Source organism: Nocardia sp. CNS-044 (assembly GCF_059570515.1).
Genome location: NZ_JCANSX010000005.1, coordinates 1,275,826 through 1,295,162, shown reverse-complemented (window position 1 = coordinate 1,295,162; position 19,337 = coordinate 1,275,826). Strand labels below are relative to the sequence as shown.

25 protein-coding genes are annotated in these 19,337 nt (G+C 67.2%); 5 read left to right on the top strand and 20 right to left on the bottom strand.

The features are described 5' to 3' along the window. Positions 1-5 precede the first annotated feature (5 nt). The 14 genes from T333_RS06865 to rpsJ all read right to left on the bottom strand — a co-directional run bounded on the left by T333_RS06865 (position 6) and on the right by rpsJ (position 6,780). The gene (locus T333_RS06865; protein ID WP_496423939.1) at positions 6-266 is read right to left on the bottom strand and encodes a hypothetical protein; all 261 of its coding nucleotides are present in this window, start codon (positions 264-266) and stop codon (positions 6-8) included. Positions 267-744: 478 nt separating this feature from the next. After that, positions 745-1,185, bottom strand: a complete 441-nt coding sequence (locus T333_RS06860; RefSeq protein ID WP_496423938.1) for a type II toxin-antitoxin system VapC family toxin — start codon at positions 1,183-1,185, stop codon at positions 745-747. Further along, positions 1,182-1,406 (bottom strand): ribbon-helix-helix domain-containing protein, encoded by a 225-nt coding sequence (locus T333_RS06855; protein ID WP_496423937.1) that lies wholly within the window; start codon positions 1,404-1,406, stop codon positions 1,182-1,184. Before T333_RS06855 ends, T333_RS06860 begins: the two co-directional genes overlap by 4 nt. A 118-nt stretch (positions 1,407-1,524) precedes the next feature. Further along, positions 1,525-1,794 (bottom strand): 30S ribosomal protein S17, encoded by a 270-nt coding sequence (gene rpsQ, locus T333_RS06850; protein WP_355000181.1) that lies wholly within the window; start codon positions 1,792-1,794, stop codon positions 1,525-1,527. Then, entirely contained in the window at positions 1,791-2,030 is a 240-nt protein-coding gene (rpmC, locus tag T333_RS06845; RefSeq protein ID WP_011207272.1) for a 50S ribosomal protein L29, read from the bottom strand. Before rpmC ends, rpsQ begins: the two co-directional genes overlap by 4 nt. Next, positions 2,030-2,446 (bottom strand): 50S ribosomal protein L16, encoded by a 417-nt coding sequence (gene rplP, locus T333_RS06840; protein ID WP_067785334.1) that lies wholly within the window; start codon positions 2,444-2,446, stop codon positions 2,030-2,032. Before rplP ends, rpmC begins: the two co-directional genes overlap by 1 nt. A 3-nt stretch (positions 2,447-2,449) precedes the next feature. Further along, positions 2,450-3,256, bottom strand: a complete 807-nt coding sequence (gene rpsC / locus T333_RS06835; RefSeq protein ID WP_355000183.1) for a 30S ribosomal protein S3 — start codon at positions 3,254-3,256, stop codon at positions 2,450-2,452. Continuing rightward, positions 3,257-3,658, bottom strand: a complete 402-nt coding sequence (gene rplV, locus T333_RS06830) for a 50S ribosomal protein L22 (RefSeq protein ID WP_141807402.1) — start codon at positions 3,656-3,658, stop codon at positions 3,257-3,259. Then, positions 3,655-3,936 carry a 30S ribosomal protein S19 gene (gene rpsS, locus T333_RS06825; protein ID WP_067785343.1) on the bottom strand — a complete coding sequence of 94 codons (282 nt, stop codon included), beginning with the start codon at positions 3,934-3,936 and terminating at the stop codon, positions 3,655-3,657. Before rpsS ends, rplV begins: the two co-directional genes overlap by 4 nt. A gap of 15 nt (positions 3,937-3,951) precedes the next feature. Beyond that, positions 3,952-4,788 carry a 50S ribosomal protein L2 gene (gene rplB / locus T333_RS06820; protein WP_067785345.1) on the bottom strand — a complete coding sequence of 279 codons (837 nt, stop codon included), beginning with the start codon at positions 4,786-4,788 and terminating at the stop codon, positions 3,952-3,954. Between the two features lie 33 nt (positions 4,789-4,821). Continuing rightward, positions 4,822-5,127 carry a 50S ribosomal protein L23 gene (rplW, locus tag T333_RS06815; protein WP_014981657.1) on the bottom strand — a complete coding sequence of 102 codons (306 nt, stop codon included), beginning with the start codon at positions 5,125-5,127 and terminating at the stop codon, positions 4,822-4,824. Next, the gene (rplD, locus tag T333_RS06810) at positions 5,124-5,798 is read right to left on the bottom strand and encodes a 50S ribosomal protein L4 (protein WP_357246012.1); all 675 of its coding nucleotides are present in this window, start codon (positions 5,796-5,798) and stop codon (positions 5,124-5,126) included. Before rplD ends, rplW begins: the two co-directional genes overlap by 4 nt. Beyond that, on the bottom strand, positions 5,795-6,460 hold the full coding sequence (gene rplC / locus T333_RS06805; protein WP_355000185.1) for a 50S ribosomal protein L3: 666 nt from the start codon (positions 6,458-6,460) through the stop codon (positions 5,795-5,797). The genes rplD and rplC overlap by 4 nt, the downstream gene beginning before the upstream one ends. A gap of 14 nt (positions 6,461-6,474) precedes the next feature. Next, the gene (rpsJ, locus tag T333_RS06800) at positions 6,475-6,780 is read right to left on the bottom strand and encodes a 30S ribosomal protein S10 (protein ID WP_003938093.1); all 306 of its coding nucleotides are present in this window, start codon (positions 6,778-6,780) and stop codon (positions 6,475-6,477) included. 536 nt (positions 6,781-7,316) lie between these two features. Between rpsJ and T333_RS06795 the strand changes: the two genes are divergently transcribed. Together T333_RS06795 and T333_RS06790 are read left to right on the top strand one after the other, a co-directional pair. After that, positions 7,317-7,793, top strand: coding sequence for a hotdog fold domain-containing protein (locus T333_RS06795; protein ID WP_357246015.1), 477 nt, complete (start codon positions 7,317-7,319; stop codon positions 7,791-7,793). Between the two features lie 154 nt (positions 7,794-7,947). Beyond that, positions 7,948-9,144, top strand: coding sequence for a lycopene cyclase family protein (locus T333_RS06790; RefSeq protein WP_496423936.1), 1,197 nt, complete (start codon positions 7,948-7,950; stop codon positions 9,142-9,144). Position 9,145: 1 nt separating this feature from the next. On the opposite strand, the gene T333_RS06785 is transcribed toward T333_RS06790, so the two are convergent. The 4 genes from T333_RS06785 to T333_RS06770 form a co-directional block, all read right to left on the bottom strand. Then, on the bottom strand, positions 9,146-9,736 hold the full coding sequence (locus T333_RS06785) for a Uma2 family endonuclease (RefSeq protein ID WP_496423935.1): 591 nt from the start codon (positions 9,734-9,736) through the stop codon (positions 9,146-9,148). 74 nt (positions 9,737-9,810) lie between these two features. Continuing rightward, the gene (locus T333_RS06780; RefSeq protein ID WP_496423934.1) at positions 9,811-10,662 is read right to left on the bottom strand and encodes an ABC transporter permease; all 852 of its coding nucleotides are present in this window, start codon (positions 10,660-10,662) and stop codon (positions 9,811-9,813) included. Then, the gene (locus T333_RS06775; protein WP_496423933.1) at positions 10,659-11,477 is read right to left on the bottom strand and encodes an ABC transporter permease; all 819 of its coding nucleotides are present in this window, start codon (positions 11,475-11,477) and stop codon (positions 10,659-10,661) included. Before T333_RS06775 ends, T333_RS06780 begins: the two co-directional genes overlap by 4 nt. Next, complete coding sequence (locus tag T333_RS06770; RefSeq protein WP_355000190.1) at positions 11,474-12,478, bottom strand: ATP-binding cassette domain-containing protein; 1,005 nt, start codon at positions 12,476-12,478, stop codon at positions 11,474-11,476. Before T333_RS06770 ends, T333_RS06775 begins: the two co-directional genes overlap by 4 nt. A gap of 400 nt (positions 12,479-12,878) precedes the next feature. Here T333_RS06770 and T333_RS06765 point away from each other — a divergent pair, with 400 nt between their 5' ends. Further along, positions 12,879-14,405: an aldehyde dehydrogenase family protein gene (locus T333_RS06765; protein WP_496423932.1), complete on the top strand. Its 1,527-nt coding sequence runs from the start codon at positions 12,879-12,881 to the stop codon at positions 14,403-14,405. Between the two features lie 111 nt (positions 14,406-14,516). Here T333_RS06765 and T333_RS06760 read toward each other — a convergent pair whose 3' ends face one another. Beyond that, positions 14,517-15,755, bottom strand: a complete 1,239-nt coding sequence (locus T333_RS06760; protein ID WP_355000192.1) for a TetR/AcrR family transcriptional regulator — start codon at positions 15,753-15,755, stop codon at positions 14,517-14,519. A 132-nt stretch (positions 15,756-15,887) separates the two neighbouring features. Between T333_RS06760 and T333_RS06755 the strand changes: the two genes are divergently transcribed. Both T333_RS06755 and T333_RS06750 read left to right on the top strand, forming a co-directional pair. After that, complete coding sequence (locus T333_RS06755) at positions 15,888-16,700, top strand: enoyl-CoA hydratase-related protein (protein ID WP_496423931.1); 813 nt, start codon at positions 15,888-15,890, stop codon at positions 16,698-16,700. Between the two features lie 340 nt (positions 16,701-17,040). Beyond that, positions 17,041-18,066 (top strand): SDR family oxidoreductase, encoded by a 1,026-nt coding sequence (locus tag T333_RS06750; protein ID WP_355000194.1) that lies wholly within the window; start codon positions 17,041-17,043, stop codon positions 18,064-18,066. A 67-nt stretch (positions 18,067-18,133) separates the two neighbouring features. Here the strand turns inward: T333_RS06750 and T333_RS06745 are convergent, their stop codons facing one another. Then, on the bottom strand, positions 18,134-19,156 hold the full coding sequence (locus T333_RS06745) for an alpha/beta hydrolase (protein WP_496423930.1): 1,023 nt from the start codon (positions 19,154-19,156) through the stop codon (positions 18,134-18,136). Between the last annotated feature and the right edge of the window lie 181 nt (positions 19,157-19,337).

Below are 19,337 nucleotides of genomic sequence, written 5' to 3'. Positions count from 1 at the left end.
GCGGCTCAGATGTCGAGGTCTTGGTGACGGCCGTGCTGGGCGATGTCGGCGACGGTGCGGTAGACCCGCACCACCTCGGCACCGTCCTTGGTGATCTGCCGCGCCTCGGCGAGCCGCCGACCGTGGAAGCGCTGGAGGCGCCCGCCGCCCGGCCCGGCCTTCAGCACGATCTCTTCCAGATCGTCGGATTTCTCCATGTCGATGGGCGCGGCCTCGATGAGGGCAGGCTCGGCGACTACGTCGTCAGCCTGCTGATCGTTGGTCATGATGTCCCCGTTTTCATTCGTGAATGCGCATACAGGCATGGTTCAACTAGCGGCGAACCCCCATTCGGTCCGTCGTAGTCGGCTGCTGTGCGGTTGTGGATGACGTCGTGCGCGTTCCCGGCACTCGGTACCGACATACTATAAGTAGATGTATACGTATAGCGCAAGAGGTGTGCGATCAGGGCAGATCCGGGCACCCACGCCCGAAGCCCTTACGTCGGACCGCAGCCCGGCCACCAAGCACCACAGGCGAACTCACAGCACACGCCAACGCGCCCACCGCAGCCAAATGGCGGCCAGGCAGGCTGGATTCTCGCCTCGACGAAGTACGAGCTATCCGAGGGCGCGCGCTGCAAGAAGTACGCCGTAAGCGGCTGGTAAACGATGGGATCGAGGCCACTGTCGAGACAATCGGCTCGACATGACTAGAGGCCGACACGAACTCGACCGGCCTGCCGATCGCCCATGACCTTGCGGGCTATGGGCACAGGTCATCCGGCAAGATGCGGAATGCAGGATAGTGATCGAGGGGGCGGAGGGCGCGGAAGTCCCGTCGGTCGAGGGTAAGGATCGCATCGGTATCGAATTCGTCCGCCAGGGCCACACACATGGCATCCACCATGTCGAGGTCCAGACCGTCGTATTTCGTCCTGACGCTGAGAGCCGTACGAATCTGCGCAGCATCGACGTTCGCCACGACCACACGGGTAGCCGCAACTCGATCGGCGAGCAGACCGAGGATGCCGTCGGCCACTCGGCGCCCAGCGCGCACGCTCGCCACATGGTGCACCTCGGTCAACGCAAGCGGACTGATGACGAGTGCACTGGCTGAATCCGCCGCCCGACGCGCGCCGAAGTGGTCGGGATCGGAGCGGTTGAACAAAGCGAGGATTCCCGATGTGTCGGCTACGACGATCATGCGGATCGGTTCATCGCGTCGCGAATTTCTTCCTTGCCGATAGGTCCGCCAAGGTCGAAAGTTTCATCATCGCGGAGCAAGGGCTCATTCCACTTGCGGTGGCGCATCAGGTACGCGCGTACGGCATCGCGGGTGATCTCGTGCTTCGAGCGCCCCTCGGCTTCGGCTTGCGCATTGAGCGCCGCCTCTTCGTCCTCGGGAAACCGCATGGTCCACGCCATGTGGTCATGGTATCAGTGGTGATACCAGAGAGGCCAGGACGACTCCGAAAACGACGACGGCCCGCTTCCCAAACGGGAAGCGGGCCGTTGTGCTTCGACTCTCAGCCGTGGAGCAGGCTTACTTCGCCTTCTCCAGAACCTCGACCAGACGCCAGCGCTTGGTGGCCGACAGCGGGCGGGTCTCCATCAGCTGAACGCGGTCGCCGATGCCGGCGATCTCGTTCTCGTCGTGGGCCTTGACCTTCGAGGTGGTGCGGATGATCTTGCCGTAGAGCGGGTGCTTCACCCGGTCCTCCAGCTCCACCACGATGGTCTTGTTCATCTTGTCCGAGACGACGTAGCCGATCCGCACCTTGCGGCGGCCGCGCACCTCAACGTTCTCGCTCATGCCGCATCTCCCTTGCCAGCGGGTCCGGTGGCCAGACCGAGCTCGCGCTCACGCATGACCGTGTAGATGCGCGCGATCTCGTGACGGACGACGCGCAGACGACGGTTGTTGTCCAGCTGACCCGTCGCCATCTGGAAGCGCAGGTTGAACAGCTCTTCCTTCGACTCACGCAGGCGGGAGACGAGTTCCTCTTCGGTGAGCTCGCGGAGCTCTGCGGCCGGTGTACCGGTAGCCATCAGAACTGCTCCTCCCTGGTCACGATCCTGCACTTCATCGGGAGCTTGTGCATCGCGCGGCGCAGCGCCTCGCGAGCGATCTCCTCGTTCGGGTAAGACATTTCGAACATCACGCGGCCGGGCTTGACGTTCGCGACCCACCACTCCGGCGAACCCTTACCGGAACCCATGCGGGTCTCGGCGGGCTTCTTGGTCAGCGGGCGATCCGGGTAGATGTTGATCCAGATCTTGCCGCCACGGCGGATGTGGCGAGTCATCGCGATACGCGCCGACTCGATCTGCCGGTTGGTGACGTAGGCAGGCTCGAGCGCCTGGATACCGAAGTCACCGAAGGCCACCGACGTGCCGCCCTTGGCCATGCCCGAACGGCTCGGGTGGTGCTGCTTGCGGTGCTTGACCTTGCGAGGCATCAGCATGCGTCAGCCCTCCTGATTCTCTGCCGGAGCGTCCGCCACCGCGGTAGCGGCGGAGCGCCCGGCCTCGACACCGGTCGCGGTGGTGCCGGCGGAACCGGAACGACGCGGGCGGCTCGGCCGCTCCCGGCGCGGGCGATCGCGATCGCCGGCCGGAGCGCTCGCGGCGGTCAGCTCACGCTTGCCACCGACGATGTCGCCCTTGTAGATCCAGACCTTCACGCCGATGCGACCGAAGGTGGTCTTGGCCTCGTAGAGGCCGTAATCGATGTCGGCGCGCAGCGTGTGCAGCGGCACCCGACCCTCACGGTAGAACTCCGAGCGCGACATTTCGGCGCCGCCGAGGCGGCCCGAGCACTGCACACGGATGCCCTTGACGTTCGGCGAACGCATGGCCGACTGGATGGCCTTGCGCATCGCGCGACGGAACGCCACGCGGTTGGACAGCTGCTCGGCCACACCCTGGGCAACCAGCTGCGCATCCGACTCGGGGTTCTTGACCTCGAGGATGTTCAGCTGAACCTGCTTCTTGGTGAGCTTCTCCAGCTCGGCGCGGATGCGATCGGCTTCCGCGCCGCGGCGGCCGATCACGATGCCCGGACGCGCGGTGTGGATGTCCACCCGCACGCGGTCACGGGTGCGCTCGATCTCGACCTTCGAGATGCCCGCCCGCTCCATGCCGTTGGCCAGCAGCCGACGGATGGCGACGTCTTCCTTCACGTAGTCCGCGTACTGCTTGTCCGCGTACCAACGCGACTTCCAGTCGGTGGTGATACCGAGGCGGAAGCCATGGGGGTTGATCTTCTGTCCCATTTACTTTGCCCCTCCCTTCCGGCGGCTGCGAGCAGCACCGGCGGTGGGCACGCTCTCGACCTCGATGGTGATGTGGCTGGTGCGCTTGCGGATCCGGAACGCGCGGCCCTGGGCACGCGGCTGGAAACGCTTCATGGTGGCGCCCTCGTCGACGTAGGCCGTCGAGATCACCAGCGTGGCCGGGTTCAGACCGAGGTTGTTCTCGGCGTTCGCCGCGGCGCTGGCGACGACCTTCGCGACCGGCTCGCTCGCGGCCTGCGGCGCGAACTTCAGGATCGCGAGAGCGTCCTCGACTCGCTTGCCGCGGACCAGGTCCACGACGCGGCGAGCCTTCATCGGGGTGACGCGCACGTGCTTGGCGGTCGCCCGGGCAGTGGGGTTCTGAGTCTCAGTCGTCGTCATCGCCGCTTGCTCTTCCGGTCTTCCTTGACGTGGCTCTTGAACGTCCTGGTCGGCGCGAACTCACCGAGCTTGTGTCCGACCATGGACTCCGAGACGAACACCGGGACGTGCTTGCGGCCGTCGTGCACCGCGAAGGTGTGTCCGATGAAATCCGGGATGATGGTCGAACGACGCGACCAGGTCTTGATGACCTGCTTCGTGCCCTTCTCGTTCTGCACGTCCACCTTCGCGAGGAGGTGGTCGTCGACGAACGGGCCCTTCTTGAGGCTGCGTGGCATTTCTTACCTCCTCCTTCAGCGCTTCTTGCCGGTCTTACGACGGCGGACGATGAGCTTGTCGCTCGGACGGTTGGGCTTACGGGTGCGGCCTTCCGGCTGACCCCACGGCGAGACCGGGTGGCGACCACCGGAGGTCTTGCCCTCACCACCACCGTGCGGGTGGTCGACGGGGTTCATGACGACACCACGGACCGTGGGACGACGACCCTTCCAGCGCATGCGGCCGGCCTTGCCCCAGTTGATGTTCGACTGCTCGGCGTTGCCGACCTCGCCGACGGTGGCGCGGCAGCGCACGTCGACGCGACGGATTTCACCGGAGGGCATACGCAGCGTGGCGTAGGGGCCTTCCTTACCGAGCAGCTGGATGCTCATGCCCGCGGAACGGGCCAGCTTGGCGCCGCCGCCCGGACGCAGCTCCACCGCGTGGATGGTGGTACCGGTCGGGATGTTGCGCAGCGGCAGGTTGTTGCCCGGCTTGATGTCGGCCGTCGGGCCGGACTCGATCGGGGTGCCCTGCTGGATACCCTTCGGCGCGATGATGTAGCGCTTCTCGCCGTCCACGTAGTGGAGCAGCGCGATGTTGGCGGTCCGGTTCGGGTCGTACTCGATGTGCGCGACCTTGGCGGGGATGCCGTCCTTGTCCAGACGACGGAAGTCGATCAGACGGTAGGCACGCTTGTGACCGCCACCGCGGTGGCGAGTCGTGATGCGGCCGTGCGCGTTACGACCACCGGTCTTGGTCAGCGGACGAAGCAGCGACTTCTCCGGGGTGGACCGGGTGATCTCGGCGAAGTCCGAGACGCTGGAGCCACGGCGGCCCGGCGTTGTCGGCTTGTACTTGCGAATTGCCATGAGTTCTTCTCTGCTTTCTGGATTCCCGCTCGCTTACGCGACCGGGCCTCCGAAGATCTCGATGGGCTTGCTGTCGGCCGAGATGGTCACGAGCGCACGCTTGGTGTCCTTGCGCTTGCCGTAACCGAAGCGGGTCCGCTTGCGCTTGCCCTGACGGTTGGCGGTGTTGACGCTGGTGACCTTCACACCGAAGACCTTCTCGACGGCGATCTTGATCTGCGTCTTGTTGGAGTCCGGGTGCACCAGGAAGGTGTAGGTGCCTTCCTCGATCAGTCCGTAGGACTTCTCCGAGATGACCGGCGCCAGCAGGATGTCGCGGGGGTCGGCGATGGTGGTCACTTGCTCTCCTCCTGTGCCGCCTCGGCGGGACCGTGAACGAAGGCGTTCAGGGCCTCGACGCTGAACACCACGTCGTCGCTGTTGAGGACGTCGTAGGTGTTGAGCTGATCCGGGGCGATCGGCTGCACGTTCTGCAGGTTCGCCACGCTCTTCCACGCGGCGATGTCCTCGCGGCCGACGACGACCAGGAACTTCTTGCGGTCCGACAGCTCGGCCAGGAAGGTCTTGGCGGTCTTGGTCGACGGGGTCTGACCCGCGACCAGTTCGGTGACCACGTGGATGCGCTCGTTACGGGCCCGGTCCGAGAGGGCGCCACGCAGGGCGGCGGCCTTCATCTTCTTCGGGGTGCGCTGGCTGTAGTCGCGCGGCTGCGGGCCGTGCACGGTGCCACCGCCGGCGAACTGCGGCGCGCGGGTCGAACCCTGGCGGGCGCGACCGGTGCCCTTCTGGCGGTACGGCTTCTTGCCACCGCCGGAGACCTCGCCGCGAGTCTTGGTCGCGTGGGTGCCCTGACGGGCCGCGGCCAGCTGCGCGACGACGACCTGGTGCATCAGCGCGATGTTGGCGGTCACGTCGAAGATCTCCGCGGGGAGGTCGACGGTGCCGTTGGTCTTGCCACCGATCTCTTTGACCGGCAGCGTCAGGTTGGCCTTCTTCTCGAGGCTGGTCATGCGTGCGCACCACCCTTCACGGCGCTCTTGACGATCACGACGCCGCCCTTGCGACCCGGGATCGCACCCTTGATCAGGAGCAGGCCGTTCTCGGCGTCCACCTTGTGAACCGACAGGTTCTGAGTGGTGACGCGGTCGTTACCCATCCGACCCGACATGCGCATGCCCTTGAACACGCGGCCGGGGGTGGCGCAGCCACCGATGGAACCCGGGCGACGGTGCACGGCCTGCGCACCGTGCGAGGCGCCCTGACCGGCGAAGCCGTGACGCTTCATGGTGCCGGCGAAGCCCTTGCCCTTGCTGGTGCCGGTGACGTCGACGTAGGCGCCCTCTTCGAACACGTCGGCGCTGATCTCCTGGCCGACCTCGAAGGTGGAGGCGTCCGCGACGCGGATCTCGGCGACGTGGCGGCGCGGGGTGACGCCGGCCTTGGCGAACTGGCCGGAGGTCGGCTTGTTCACCTTGCGCGGGTCGATGGCGCCGAAGGCGACCTGGACGGCGCTGTAGCCGTCGCGCTCCACGGTGCGGATCTGGGTGACCACGTTCGGGCCCGCCTTGACGACGGTGACCGGGACGACGCGGTTCTTCTCGTCGAAGACCTGGGTCATGCCGAGCTTGGTGCCCAGGATGCCGGCCGCGGGCCGGTTCTTGTTGTCAGTCATGTCTCGAGTCCCCGTCACTGAATGTTGACGTCGACGCTGGCCGGCAGGTCGATGCGCATGAGCGCGTCGACCGTCTTCGGCGTCGGGTCGAGGATGTCGATGAGGCGCTTGTGCGTACGCATCTCGAAGTGTTCGCGCGAGTCCTTGTACTTGTGCGGCGAACGGATGACGCAGTACACGTTCTTCTCGGTCGGCAACGGCACCGGCCCGACCACGCGGGCCCCAGTGCGGGTCACCGTCTCCACGATCTTGCGCGCAGACGCATCGATCGCCTCGTGGTCATAGGCCTTGAGCCTGATGCGGATCTTTTGTCCCGCCACGCTAAGTGTCCTTTTCTCCGCTTTCCTTCGTGATCCGGAAGCCGGGCTTCCGCACCACCCTCAATTTGCACAGCCCGAACACACGAAGACGTCTCAGTTGGAGACCACGACCGGGCACGCCCGATCCTCGCCGCTGTTCATCTGTCATGGTTCTCCGGTCCACGCGGTCGGGCGTGTCGCCTTCCCGCTTATTCCTCGGCCCGGATCTAGAACTTCATCTCAGGCTCGGAACAACGTCCCGGACGTACTCACACCGGGAACCGGTGAAGCACTCGATTGGGTACTGCTCGCCTCGCCGGTCACGCCCCGTTTCATCCGAAACAGGCACGACCCCGTGCAAGGCAACCCGAACAGTATGCCCGAGACCCCCGAGCCACTTCAAATCGCCCCCGCTGTCGTCCGCGTCACCCCGGCGCGGGCCGCGACTTCGCAGGTCGCCCGTACGCCGCGCAGAGGTTACCGGCCCTGCCAGGCGTCCCGAAAACTCTGCGAGAAACCCGAGCAGCACAGAACTTACTTTTGAGTAATATAGCGGCATGAGCAAAGAGACCGCGACTCTGCGCGGGTGGAAGAAGCTGCCGGACAACCGGCTGGGGCACGCGCTGTTCTCGCTGGGAATGGTGGCAAGGGTGCCGTACTTCGGCACGGTGCTGCCCAACGTCGTGCGGCTGGAGCCGGGACTGTGCGAGGTGACCTCGCCGAAGTGGTTCGGCATCCACAATCACCTGGGCACCTTCCACGCCATCGCGGCGTGCAACCTGGCCGAGGTGGCCATGGGCATGCTGAGCGAGGCCACGGTGCCGACCACGCACCGCTGGATTCCCAAGGCGATGAACGTGCAGTACCTGGCCAAGGCCGAGACGGGTCTGCGCGCGGTGGCGAAGCTGCCGGAGGTTCCGGACTTCACGAAGATCACCGAGGGGCGCGACCTGGTGGTGCCGGTGTCGATCTACGACAAGCAGGGACTCGAGGTCGTGCACGCGGATATCACGACTTGGGTCACGCCCTGTTAGTTGGCGCGCGCGTGTTCGTAAGACTCGCCTCGGGGTGGCTGGGAGCGCGGGGCGGTTCGACCTTCGATGCCCGCAGGGCTAGCACGGTGGAGATGGACACTGGCGAACCCCTGATTGGTTGCACCGGGGTCAGGGCAGCGGATTGAATGCGGATATGAGTGGCGGTGCGGTCCAGGCGGCCGATCTGTGCGTCGTCGGGCTCGGTCCGACCGGGCGGGCGCTCGCCCACCGGGCGATGCGGGCCGGGCTGCGGGTCATCGCGATCGACCCGCGACCGGAGCGGCTGTGGCCGCCCACCTATTCCTGCTGGATCGATGAACTGCCGAAGTGGTTGCCGCCCAGCGCCATTGGGTCCCGCATCGAAACACCGACGGTGTGGACGAAGACCGAGCACCGCATTCCGCGGCCGTACTGCGTGCTGTCCAAGCAGGGTCTGTACGACGCGCTGCCGCTGGACGACGCCGAGGTGATCGCCGGACGCGCCACCCGCGTCGACGCGCACGAGGTGGAACTGGCCGACGGCACGGTGCTGCGGGCCGACACTGTCTTCGACACCCGCGGCCTGCCCGCGCTCGGACAGCGCAGGGCGGCCAGCGCGCACGGCATCTTCGTCGACGCGGAGACGGCCGCGCCGATGGTCGCCGAGGGCGAAGGGCTGCTGCTGGACTGGCGTCCGGAGAACGGCGCGGGCCAGGACGCGCCACCGTCGTTCCTCTACGCGGTGCCGATCGGCGACGGCACGGTGATCTTCGAGGAGACCAGCCTCGGCCTGCGCGGCGGCATGCCGCAGCACGAGCTGCGCGCACGGACGCTGAACCGGCTCGCCGCGCACGGCATTCGGCTCACCGGCGCGGAACCGACCGAGGCCGCGCACTATCCGCTCGACCAGCCGCCGCCGAAGAAGGGCGTCGCGCGGGCGGTTCCGTTCGGATCGCGCGGTGGCATGATGCACCCCTGCACCGGCTACAGCGTCGCCGATTCGCTCGCCCTGGTCGACACCGCGGTCACGGCGTTACAAGAGGGTCGCGACCCGATCGAGGCGCTGTGGCCGTGGCGGGCCCGGCTGGTCTACTGGATGCGCATGCGCGGTCTGTGGGGCCTTGGCAGGCTGACCACCGAGCAGTCGATCGCCATGTTCGAGGCGTTCTTCACCGAATCCGAACGCGGCCAGCGCGCGTTGCTCACCGCGCACGACGACTACGCCGCACTCGGCGCGGTGCTGTTCAACACCGTGGCGCACACCTGGCCGTTCCGCTGGCGCTACGACCTGGTCGGCTGGACGAACCGAAACCGCTGGGTAAGTTACGGATTTGCTGCGACCGCCGATCGCGAGCAACATCGCGCCCATTGATTCATCGCAGGTCGCCGGTCTCGAGCGTGAACGAGAAAGGGCCAGGGAGATCAATCGGCTTTCCGAACGGCACGCGGACGTCCTGCCGGTAGTCGATCAGGTCGGCGGCGCCACCAGGCTCGGCGAAAAGCGTGACGGTTTTCTCTACTCGATCGATCAACAGGTAGAAGGGCACCCCGCCGCGCGCGTAGCAATACCCCTTGGCCTTGCGATCGCGGTCCGGCTTCGAACTGGTGACCTCCACCACCATCACGACCTTGTCCACCGCCATCCACGACGGCTCATCCCAAAACGAGTCCGCATAGGCGACGACGACATCCGGGATCAGACGGTTCTTCGGGCAGAGTCCGCCACGATCCAGCAGTAGCCCCTTGTTACCCGAGAAGTCCAAATCCTCCGCTGATTTTCGGATTATCTGACGAACGATCGCGGAGATATTGCCCTCATGATTCCCCTCGGGCGGCGGTGACACGACGATCTCCCCCTCGATCAGCTCGGCTCGGAATCCTTCAGGAAGCTCCAGCGCTTGGAAGCCCTCGAGCAGCACATCCGCAGGGTCCCTCGGCGGCTCGTGCGCGGCTGCTGCGGTCACTGATGACACCTCCTCTGCTCCTGTCACACAGCATACGGACCAGGGTCGACCGGAATCGCGGATCGAAGCCCGCCTCACGCCCCGGTTTCGGCGGCGCGGCGGTAACCGCGGATCGCCGGGTACGCGAACACTGCGACCATCCCGACGGTCCACGCGATCGTCTTCAGCAGCGGTTCCGCGACCGGCCCGCCGTAGGACAGACCGCGCATGGCATCGATGGCCGTGCTCATCGGCTGATTGCCGACCACGTCCTGCAACCAAGTCGGGTAGGCGAACACCGGAACGAAGCCGGTGTTGAAGAACATCAGCAGCGTGTTGACGATCGTGATCAGGCTGACCAGCAGCACGCCCTCGGTGAGCGTCGCGAGCGCCGTGCACAGCACCGCGAAGCCGATGCCGAACAGCACCGGGATGCAGATCAGCGCCACCGCCGCGAGCGGCCCCTGGCCGAACCGGAAGCCGAGCGCCATGCCCACCGCGATGACGAACAGCGTGGTGATCAGCACCCGAACCGCCTCGGCGAGCAGCCGTCCCGTCAGGCTCGCCGCCCGGTTCATCGGCATGGTCCAGAACCGGCTCAGCAGGCCGGTGGCCTTCTCCACCTTGAAACCGAGCGCGCTCACCACCGCGCCGGACATGGCCGCCACCAAGGTGATCAGCGGCACCTGACCGTAGATGGCGTCCATACCGGTGTTCCTGGTGATGGTCCCGCCGAGCACGACGTCGAACATCAGCAGGGTCAGCGCCGGATAGACCAGCGTCTGGATGGTGGTCGCGGGATCGCGCATCCACCCCATCAGCAGTCGCTTGCACTGCAACAGGCTGTGCTGCGCCCAGGTGCCGATCGCCTGCTCCGAGCGCGGCGTCACCGTCGGCAGCGGCGCGAACTCCGTGCCCTTCTCCTCGGACTCCGTCGTCACAGTCATGACCGCCTCACACTCGCCCACACCGCGAACGGCGTGAACACCACCGTCAACCCGATCAGCCACAGCAGCGGCACCCACAGCACGCCCCAGCTCACCCCGTCGCCCGCCATGTCGCGCAGCGCGAAGGAGAACTGCGAGATGGGCTGGTTGCGCACGAACGGCTGGATCCACTCGGGGAAGCTCTTCTCCGGCACGAAGCCGCAGGACAGCATGCCGAAGATCAGCGTCGGCAGGGTCAGCGCCTGACTGAGTTGCTCCGGACTCTTGGTGAGGCTGCCGAGACCGTCCGCGCCGATGGCGAGCACGGTGCCGATGGCCAGGGAGAACGCGCAGAACAGCACGGCTTGGCCGAATCCGGCGCTGAATTCGAAGCCGATCAGGTACCCGAACAGCACGGCGCCGGTCAGCGAGGTCACCGAGCGGACCAGACCCGCGCAGATCCGTGAGGTGAACGGCACCAGCGTGCCGATCGGCATGGTCTGCAGGCGGCTGCTCAGGCCGGTCATCGCCTCGAACGCGGCGAGCTGCGCGTTGGACAGCATGGTGAACGCCATGGTCTGCAGCACGATGATCGGCATGACGAACTGCGCGTAGTCGATGCCCTGAAGCTTCATCACGAAGCGCAGCGGCAGATAGAAGCCGAGGGTGAACACCAGCGGCGTCACGAAGGCGACGATCAGCTCGCCCTTGGTGGCCATGGTCTTCACCACGCGACCGGTCAGCGCCTGCCACTGCGCGAAGGAGGACGGCCGGGCCACGGGTAGCTCGGCGAAGAGTGCGGCCCGGTGGTCCGGTTCGGTGGCGCTCGCGGTCACGAGTGGCCGCCCGAATGGCCGGTGAGGGAGAGGAAGACGTCGTCGAGCGAGGGCCTGCGCAACGCGATGTCGGCCAGCGTGACTCCCGCGCTGTCGAGCCTGCGCAGCGCCTCGGACAGGGTGGTCGCGCCGTGCGGGGCGGGGAACGAGAGCCGGTCGCTGCCGTCGAGTTCGGCCATGACGGCGGCGGGCACCAGGTCGCCGAGCGCGTACCCGGCGGTGAGCACCTGCTTCGGATCGAGCGGCACCACCTCGCAGTAGCTGCCGCCGGTCTTCTCCTTGAGTTCCTCGGCGGTGCCCTCGGCGATCACCGTGCCCTTGTCGATGACGATGATGTTGTCGCTGAGCACGTCGGCTTCCTCGAGGTACTGCGTGGTCAGCAGCACCGTGATGCCCTGCTCCTTGAGCACGTTCACCAGATCCCAGACGCCTTGGCGGCTGCGCGGATCCAGACCGGTGGTCGGCTCGTCGAGGAACACCACCTCGGGACGCACGACGAGGCCGCAGGCGATGTCCACCCTGCGCCGCATGCCGCCGGAGTACTGGCGCACCGCGCGCTTGCCCGCGCTCACCAGGTCGAACTCCTCGAGTAGGGTGTCGGCGCGCTTGCGGGCGGCGGACCTGCCCAGACCCATCAGCCTGCCGAACAGTTCGAGGTTCTCGCGGCCGGAGAGGTTCTCGTCCAGCGCGGCGTACTGCCCGGTCATCATGATCGAGCGCCGCACGCCCGCCGGATCCTCGCGCACATCGTGGCCCGCGACGACGGCGGTGCCCGAGTCGGGGCGCAGCAGCGTGGAAAGGATCTTGACCGTGGTGGTCTTGCCCGCGCCGTTGGGGCCGAGGATGCCGAGCACACTCGCCTTCTCGGCGGTGAAGCTGATCCCTTGCAGTGCGTGCACGTCGCCGAACGACTTGCGGACGTCCTCGACGCGGACGGCAGGCTCGTGCTCCGTCGCTTTCGATTGACGTGCCGGCGATTCTGCTTGGTTCAAGCTCGGCATCAACTCTCCACTATCGGCCGGGGGCGGCGATCCGATCGCCGAACGCACACGAATGCGTCGGGGTGGTGATCCCTGCCGCCTGGCGTGATGTTACCGGCATCGCGCGTCCCGGAACGACGACTGCTCAGTACCCACTAGCGAACCCGGATAAGTGTGTGCTTCATCACATTCCGAGCCTCGTGCGCACGCCACGCCCGATCGGCGCTGGTCGAGGCGTGACAAGGGCAGTGCAAGGGCGGTGACGCAGTCTTGTCGGCCGGGGGCGACCGACCATAGTCTGCTGAACGGGGGCATACACGCACTCACTCGTCTGTGGCGGGACCGCGCTGGGAGCCGGTCCGTCAGGGGTCGGCTCGATTCGGGTGGGAGCAACGCGGGTCGAGACTGCGAAGAGGTGACCATGGCCGAGTCCGCGCAGCCACGTTTGGCAGCGCATCCGGGAGGAACGGGCCGATCGAACGTGCTGATATCCCATGATCCGCGCACCGGGGAGGTAGTCGGGAATTACGCCGTGATGGGCGGCGGCGAACTCAATCGCACCGTCCGCGCCGCACGCGCGGCCGAAAAATGGTGGGCCGATTTGGGTTTCAGCGGCCGCAAACGCTGGCTGCTGGACTGGAAACGCAGCATCGCAAGGCGGGCAAGCGAATTGGTGGAGCTGGTCTCCGAGGAGACCGGAAAACCCGCGGCGGACGCCGCGATCGAGGTGATGCTCGCCATCGAGAATCTGGATTGGGCCGCGCGCAACGCTTCTCGCGCGCTGCGGCGGCGCAGGATCGGTTCGAGCTGGCTCAGCCGCAATCAACAGGGTTCGGTGGGTTATCTGCCGCTCGGCGTGGTCGGGGTGCTAGGGCCGTGGAACAACCCGGTCTTCACGCCGATGAGCTCGATCGCCTACGCCATGGCGGCGGGCAACGCGGTGGTGTTCAAGCCGCACGAGCTGACCACCGGCGTCGGGGTGTGGCTTGCCGAGAGCTGGGCCGACCTGGCCCCGAACCAACCGGTGCTCCAGGTGGTGACCGGCGACGGCGGCACGCGGACCGCGCTGTGCCGGGCCAAGCTGGACAAGATCGCCTACGCGGGCTCGGAAGCGGGTGCGCGGGAAGTGATCTCGTTGTGCGCGCAGACCATGACGCCGGTCGTCGTCGAGCGCGGCGGCAAGGGCGCGATGGTGGTGCACGTCGACGCCAAGCTCGACGAGGCCGCCGAGGCCGCGGTGTTCGGGGCGATGGCCAACGCGGGTCAGAATCCCTCCGGCTTGCAGCGGGCCTACGTGGCGGATTCAGTGTACGACAACTTCCTCGGGCTGGTCGTCGAGCACGCCGAGCGGCTGCGTCCCGGCGCGGACAAGCGCGCGTCCTACGGTCCGATGATTCTGGAAGCCCAGGTCGACGTGGTGCGCAGACAAGTGCGCGATGCGCTCGCCAGGGGTGGTCGCGCGGTGGTCGGTGGGCTGGAATCGATCCGCGAGCCGTACGTCGAGCCGATCGTGCTCGCCGAGGTGCCGGAGGAGAGCATCGCGGTCACCGGCGAGGCGATCGGACCCGTGCTGATCGTGAACCGGGTGCCGAATATCGAGGAGGCCGCCAAGCGCATCAACGCCACCGGCAACGGTGTGGCGGTCTCGGTGTTCACCAGGGACGTGCACAGCGTGGAGTCCTTCGCGGAGACGCTGCGCGTCGGCGTGGTGACGATCAATTCGACCACCGCTCACCTCGGCATTCCCGCGCTGCCCATCGGCGGCGTCGGCGAATACGGCCAGGGCCACAGCCACGGCGACCACGGGCTGCGCGAGTTCAGCAGAACGCTGGCCGTCGCCCGCAAGCGCTATCGCGCGCCGATGAACCTGGCCACCTTCGACCGGCACCCGCGCCATCTTCGGATGGCCAAGGCGCTGTTCCGACTACGCCACGGACGCCCCGGCTGAGCGAGATTCGCGCCTCGAGTTCGCGCAGGCAGGCCACGGACAGGGATGGGGCGGTGTGGAAGAGCCTCGCCCGCCGGTCCATCCGCGGCGTCTGCGCGGACGGCGGCGACCTCAGCCGAGGAGAACCGCGTCCATCAGCGCCGTCACCCTGGCCAGCTGGGCCGGGCGGGCGTCGAAGCGGATGAGCCTGCCGATGTCGATGACCTGGCCGATGGCGGCGTGCACGCGGAAGCGGGCCTCGACCGCGTCGCCGTCGAGCAGGTTGGCCCACTCCAGGACGTTCTGGCGCTGGATGGCGCGCAGCTTGTGTTGCTCGGCCTGCGGCAGGTTACTGAACTCCGCGTAGTAGACCGGCATGATCTCCGGGGTGGAGAAGGTCAGCTTGGCGTAGCGCGCGGCGATCAGGCGCACGGCTTCGGGCCTGCTGGTCGCCTCGGCCAGCGCTTCGGTCATGGCGACCGAGACACGGTCGCCGGTCCGGTGGAACGCGGCGGCGAGCAGATCGGACTTGCTGCTGAAGTACCGGTAGACGCTGGACGCGTTGATCCCGACCGCGGCGCCGATCTCCTCGATGCTCGCCTCGTGATAGCCCTGGCGACCGAAGATCCGGATGGCCTCGGCGAGCAGCTGTTCGCGCTTGGAGGTGACCGGCAGGCCGCGCGCGACGGGCCCCTGGTCCGGTTGCGTCGGCGCGGGCGGCAGCTCGGCGCGCAGGACCGACCAGCACATGTCGCGCAACAGCGGAAGCAGCCGCGCACCGGACAGCGCCGAGCGGTGCGCGGAGATGCTGGCCACCACGCTGAGCACCGAGGCGGCGAGCATCCGCAGGTCGGCCTCGGGAGCGTCCGGCCGGAGTTCGGCGATGGGCGCGGCGATGGTGTCGTTCAGATCGTCGTAGATCTTGCGGATCCGGATCCGATCTTCACGCTCCAGGTAGCGGCGCTCCCACCGGTACAGGCCCGCCTCGCGCCGGATGTCGATGGTGTGTTCGGCGATCGCCTTGATCAGTCCGTCGAGCCGCGGTTCCGGGTCCAGCTCGGGATCGTCGGCATTGCGCGCGACGGTGAGCAGGTGTCGTGCGCCCTCCTCGGCGGCGGCGACGAGCAGCGCGTACTTGTTCGCGAAATGCCGGTACAGGGCGGGGCCGGAAATGCCGACGTCGGCGGCGATCTCGTCGACGCCGACCGGGTAGTACCCGCGCTCGCTGAAGGCGCGCGCGGCGGCCCGGATGATCTGCGCCTTGCGGTCCTTGGGGCGGCGGCGAACACCGGCGTTCTCCGCTCCGGCCCTTCCCCCGTTTGGTTCGGGCCGCGCGGGCGCGAGGTCTACCTCGCCGTGTTCCGCGACCATGCACCTCTCCGTTCTGGGACGGCGCCGCCTGGTTGACAGCGCCGGACAAGTCCACATAAGTTAACCACAATTCGCAAAGTTAACCACCATTCACAGCCCGGCGTCCGCCGAATCGCTGACCAGGAGCGAAAAATGAGCAATACCGATTCCGCATCCGCCGCGACGGCTCCCGCCGGCTTCACGGCGGTGCAGGACGGCAAGGTACTGCGTATCACCCTCACCAAGCCCAAGCGCAAGAACGCCATCGATTACGACACGATGGTCGCGCTCGGCGACACCTTCGTGGCCGCGGCCGAGAACCGCTCGGTGCGCGCGATCGTGCTGACCGGCGCGGGCGACGACTTCTGCACCGGCGCGGACTTGGCCGCGGGCCCCGGCGAGGCGCAGCGCGGCATCACCTCCGACATGGTGATGGACGCCGCCAACCGGTTGGTGCGGGCCATCGTGGACGCGCCGGTTCCGGTAGTCGCGCGGATCAAGGGCGCGGCGGCCGGTGTCGGCGTCGGCATCGCGCTGGCCGCCGACCTGGTCTACGCGAGCGAGGACTCCTACCTGCTGCTGGCGTTCATCAACATCGGCCTGATGCCCGATGGCGGCGCGGCCGCGCTGGTGGCGGCGGCCGCGGGACGCCCGCTGGCCGCGGAGATGGCACTGCTCGGCGAGCGCCTGCCCGCGCCCGCCGGGAAGCAAGCCGGACTGTTCACCGCCGTGCTGCCCGACGAGGAGCTCGACGCGGCGGTGGAGGCCGCGGTCGCCAAGCTCGCCGCGGGCCCGCGCCGCGCGCTGGAACTCACCAAGAAGGCGCTCAACCAGGCCACGCTGACCGCACTGGACGCGGCGCTCGCGGCCGAGAAGACCGGCCAGAGCGAGCTGCTCGCCTCCCCTGATTTCCGCGAGGGAGCCACCGCGATGCTGACCAAGCGCAAGCCGGTCTTCGCCGACTGAAAATGCCTCTCGGCGCCGCGGCGATCCCGCGGCGCCGACGGAAATCCCGGACACAGCTGGGTGCGCGGGAACGGTCGTTCGCGGGTGGCAAACCGGTAGCTCGGGCCCGCGAACACCACCCTCCCTCGGCAAGGTGCCCATGTGCGTAAACGGCGCACAAAGCAGACACGGCATTTTCCGTTGGCAGGTGCTCACACGGACAACCCCAGGCACACCGCTCCCAGCAGGTCCCTATATGCGTAGACGGCCCACGAACAACCCGGTCATATCCGTTGGCAGGTGCTCACACGGAGAACCCCGCCATGGGCAGGCACACCCGCCCCCACTATGTTGATCCGCTATGACTTACCTGGTTACCGGAGCAACTGGGTTCATCGGTCGTTTTCTGATCCCCCAGCTGCTCGAGCGCGATACGGACATCCACGTGCTGGTCCGGCCCGGTCAGCAATCGGCCGACCGGTACGCCTGCTGCGCCAGGGAATGGGACGCGGGCGATCGGGTGCGTCCGGTCCGGGGCGACCTCGGCGCGCCGAGCCTGGGCATCGACAGCAACTGGCTGGCACAACACCGCGGCGCCATCGACCACGTCTTCCACCTGGCGGCGGGCTACGACCTGACCGAACGCGGAGCGGGCACCCGCAATGTGGTCGACGCCGCCGAGGAACTGGGAGCCGGTCTGCTGCACCATGTCTCGACCGTCGAGGTGGCGGGCTCGTACGAGGGCTTGTTCACCGAGGAGATGTTCGACAAGGGACAGGCGCTGACAACTCCGTTGCAGCAGGCCAAGTTCGAGGCGGAACGCATCGTGCGGGACTCGAATCTCGCCTGGCGGATCTACCGGCCCTCGATCGTCATCGGCCACTCCAGGACCGGCGAGATCGACCGCATCGACGGTCCCTACTACTTCTTCCGTCTGCTGCGGATGGCGGCGCAGCTGCCGCGCATTCTCCCGGTGCTGGTGCCCAAACTCGGCGAAACCAACATGGTCCCGGTCGATTTCGTGGCGCGGGCCCTCGACCACATCGCGCACCAGCCGGGCCCGGCGTCGAGCACCTACCATCTGGTCGACCCGCGCCGGATGAGCGCGGTCGAGGCGCTGAACCTGTTCGCCGACGAGGCGGGGGCGCCGCATCTGGTCGAGGTGATGCCCAAGCGCGCGATGAACATGCTGCTGCGGGTGCCGGGCGCCAACTGGATGTTGCCGCGCGTCGGCGTCCCGCTCGACGTGCTCGAGCACAGTGAGTTCACCTGCTGGTTCGACGCCAAGCGCGCCACCGACACGCTGGCGGGCACCGACATCAAGGTGCCGCCGCTCGCCGCGTACGCCCCGCTGATCTGGAAGTACTGGATCGAGAACTGGGTGTAGCCGTAAACACGACCGCCCTGGTCACACGAGGGGTGTGACCAGGGCGGTCGATGCGAAGCGGGTGGTCTCAGAGACCGAGGCCCTTGGCCAGCACCGGCCAGGAGCGGGGGAACTCGTCGTTCCAGTAGCCCCACGAGTGGGTGCCGGTCGGACGGAAGTTGAAGGTCGCCGGGATACCCAGCTCGTTCAGCTTGGTCTGCAGGTTGTGCGTGCAGTAGTTGGTGCCCGCCTCGATCACGCCGCCGATCAGGACCTGGTTGGCCAGACCGTAGGCGCCGGGCAGGGCGTACTCACCGTTCAGCACGTCGTGCTCGCCGGGAATACCGGTGCCGGTGGAGATGTAGAGCTCGAGACCGCGCAGGCCCTCGGCGTTCACGTACGGATCGTTCTTGACCCATCCCTCCGAGCCCTGCGGACCCCACATGTTCTCGGTGTCGCCGCCGCCCCAGGTCTCGACGGTGAGCTTCACGAACTCCGAGCCGACCGGGTCACTGGTCTGGGCGCAACCGCTGTAGGCGGCGGCCGCCTTGTACAGGCCGGGCTTGGCGATCGGCAGCGCCAGCACGGTGGTGCCCGAGGTGGACAGGCCCGCGATGGCGTTCACGCCGTTGGTGCCGAGCGCTCCGTCGACCAGCGGCGGCAGCTCCTCGGTGAAGAAGGTCGTCCACTTGTTGCGGCCCAGCGTCGGGTCGTCCTTGATCCAGTCGGTGTAGTAGCTCCACTTGCCACCGATCGGCTGGATCACATTGACGTTCTTGTCCTTCAAGAAGTCCAGCGCTTCGGAACGGGCCACCCAGGACGCGTCGTCCTCGCCGCCGCCCGCACCGTTGAGCAGGTACAGGGTCGGCCGCGGCTCCGAGGCGTCGGCCGGACGCTGCACGTCGATGATGACGTTCTCGTCCATCGCGGCCGAGTACACGTGCAGCCGGATGTTGCGGGAGTCCTTGATTTCCGCCTTGACGATCTTCGAGCCGTCGGAGGAGACCGGGTTGGCCAGCAGCGCCTTCGACTCGATGATCGGGTCAGCAGTGGCCGAGGATGCGCCGAATCCGGACATGAGTCCCGCGAACACCGCAGTAGTCGCGATCATCGCCGCGGCACGCGTGCCACGGCGCCGGGTCTGTCGACGTATCAATTTCGCACCTTCACTTCGTATCGGGATCACGGATGGGCTTCCCCTGGCCGCCGGACGTCCACGCGTTGGCGCCACGCCCAGACCATACGGCCTATGTAGTCGTCAGAACAGGGGGCATTGTTACCTACCCGTTGCC

Excerpts from the sequence above, each read along its gene's own strand:
- T333_RS06760 (WP_355000192.1), bottom strand. The coding sequence starts at position 15,755 with ATGGTCGCGGAACACGGCGAGGTAGACCTCGCGCCCGCGCGGCCCGAA.
- rpsS (WP_067785343.1), bottom strand. The coding sequence starts at position 3,936 with ATGCCACGCAGCCTCAAGAAGGGCCCGTTCGTCGACGACCACCTCCTC.
- T333_RS06795 (WP_357246015.1), top strand. The coding sequence starts at position 7,317 with ATGAGCAAAGAGACCGCGACTCTGCGCGGGTGGAAGAAGCTGCCGGAC.
- T333_RS06750 (WP_355000194.1), top strand. The coding sequence starts at position 17,041 with ATGACTTACCTGGTTACCGGAGCAACTGGGTTCATCGGTCGTTTTCTG.
- rpmC (WP_011207272.1), bottom strand. The coding sequence starts at position 2,030 with ATGGCTACCGGTACACCGGCCGCAGAGCTCCGCGAGCTCACCGAAGAG.
- T333_RS06770 (WP_355000190.1), bottom strand. The coding sequence starts at position 12,478 with ATGCCGAGCTTGAACCAAGCAGAATCGCCGGCACGTCAATCGAAAGCG.
- T333_RS06765 (WP_496423932.1), top strand. The coding sequence starts at position 12,879 with ATGGCCGAGTCCGCGCAGCCACGTTTGGCAGCGCATCCGGGAGGAACG.
- rpsC (WP_355000183.1), bottom strand. The coding sequence starts at position 3,256 with ATGGGACAGAAGATCAACCCCCATGGCTTCCGCCTCGGTATCACCACC.
- rplB (WP_067785345.1), bottom strand. The coding sequence starts at position 4,788 with ATGGCAATTCGCAAGTACAAGCCGACAACGCCGGGCCGCCGTGGCTCC.
- T333_RS06755 (WP_496423931.1), top strand. The coding sequence starts at position 15,888 with ATGAGCAATACCGATTCCGCATCCGCCGCGACGGCTCCCGCCGGCTTC.
- rplP (WP_067785334.1), bottom strand. The coding sequence starts at position 2,446 with ATGCTGATGCCTCGCAAGGTCAAGCACCGCAAGCAGCACCACCCGAGC.
- T333_RS06860 (WP_496423938.1), bottom strand. The coding sequence starts at position 1,185 with ATGATCGTCGTAGCCGACACATCGGGAATCCTCGCTTTGTTCAACCGC.
- rplC (WP_355000185.1), bottom strand. The coding sequence starts at position 6,460 with ATGACTGACAACAAGAACCGGCCCGCGGCCGGCATCCTGGGCACCAAG.
- T333_RS06790 (WP_496423936.1), top strand. The coding sequence starts at position 7,948 with ATGAGTGGCGGTGCGGTCCAGGCGGCCGATCTGTGCGTCGTCGGGCTC.
- T333_RS06865 (WP_496423939.1), bottom strand. The coding sequence starts at position 266 with ATGACCAACGATCAGCAGGCTGACGACGTAGTCGCCGAGCCTGCCCTC.
- rpsQ (WP_355000181.1), bottom strand. The coding sequence starts at position 1,794 with ATGAGCGAGAACGTTGAGGTGCGCGGCCGCCGCAAGGTGCGGATCGGC.
- T333_RS06855 (WP_496423937.1), bottom strand. The coding sequence starts at position 1,406 with ATGGCGTGGACCATGCGGTTTCCCGAGGACGAAGAGGCGGCGCTCAAT.
- rplV (WP_141807402.1), bottom strand. The coding sequence starts at position 3,658 with ATGACGACGACTGAGACTCAGAACCCCACTGCCCGGGCGACCGCCAAG.
- T333_RS06745 (WP_496423930.1), bottom strand. The coding sequence starts at position 19,156 with ATGATCGCGACTACTGCGGTGTTCGCGGGACTCATGTCCGGATTCGGC.
- T333_RS06780 (WP_496423934.1), bottom strand. The coding sequence starts at position 10,662 with ATGACTGTGACGACGGAGTCCGAGGAGAAGGGCACGGAGTTCGCGCCG.
- rplD (WP_357246012.1), bottom strand. The coding sequence starts at position 5,798 with ATGACCAGCCTCGAGAAGAAGGCCAACCTGACGCTGCCGGTCAAAGAG.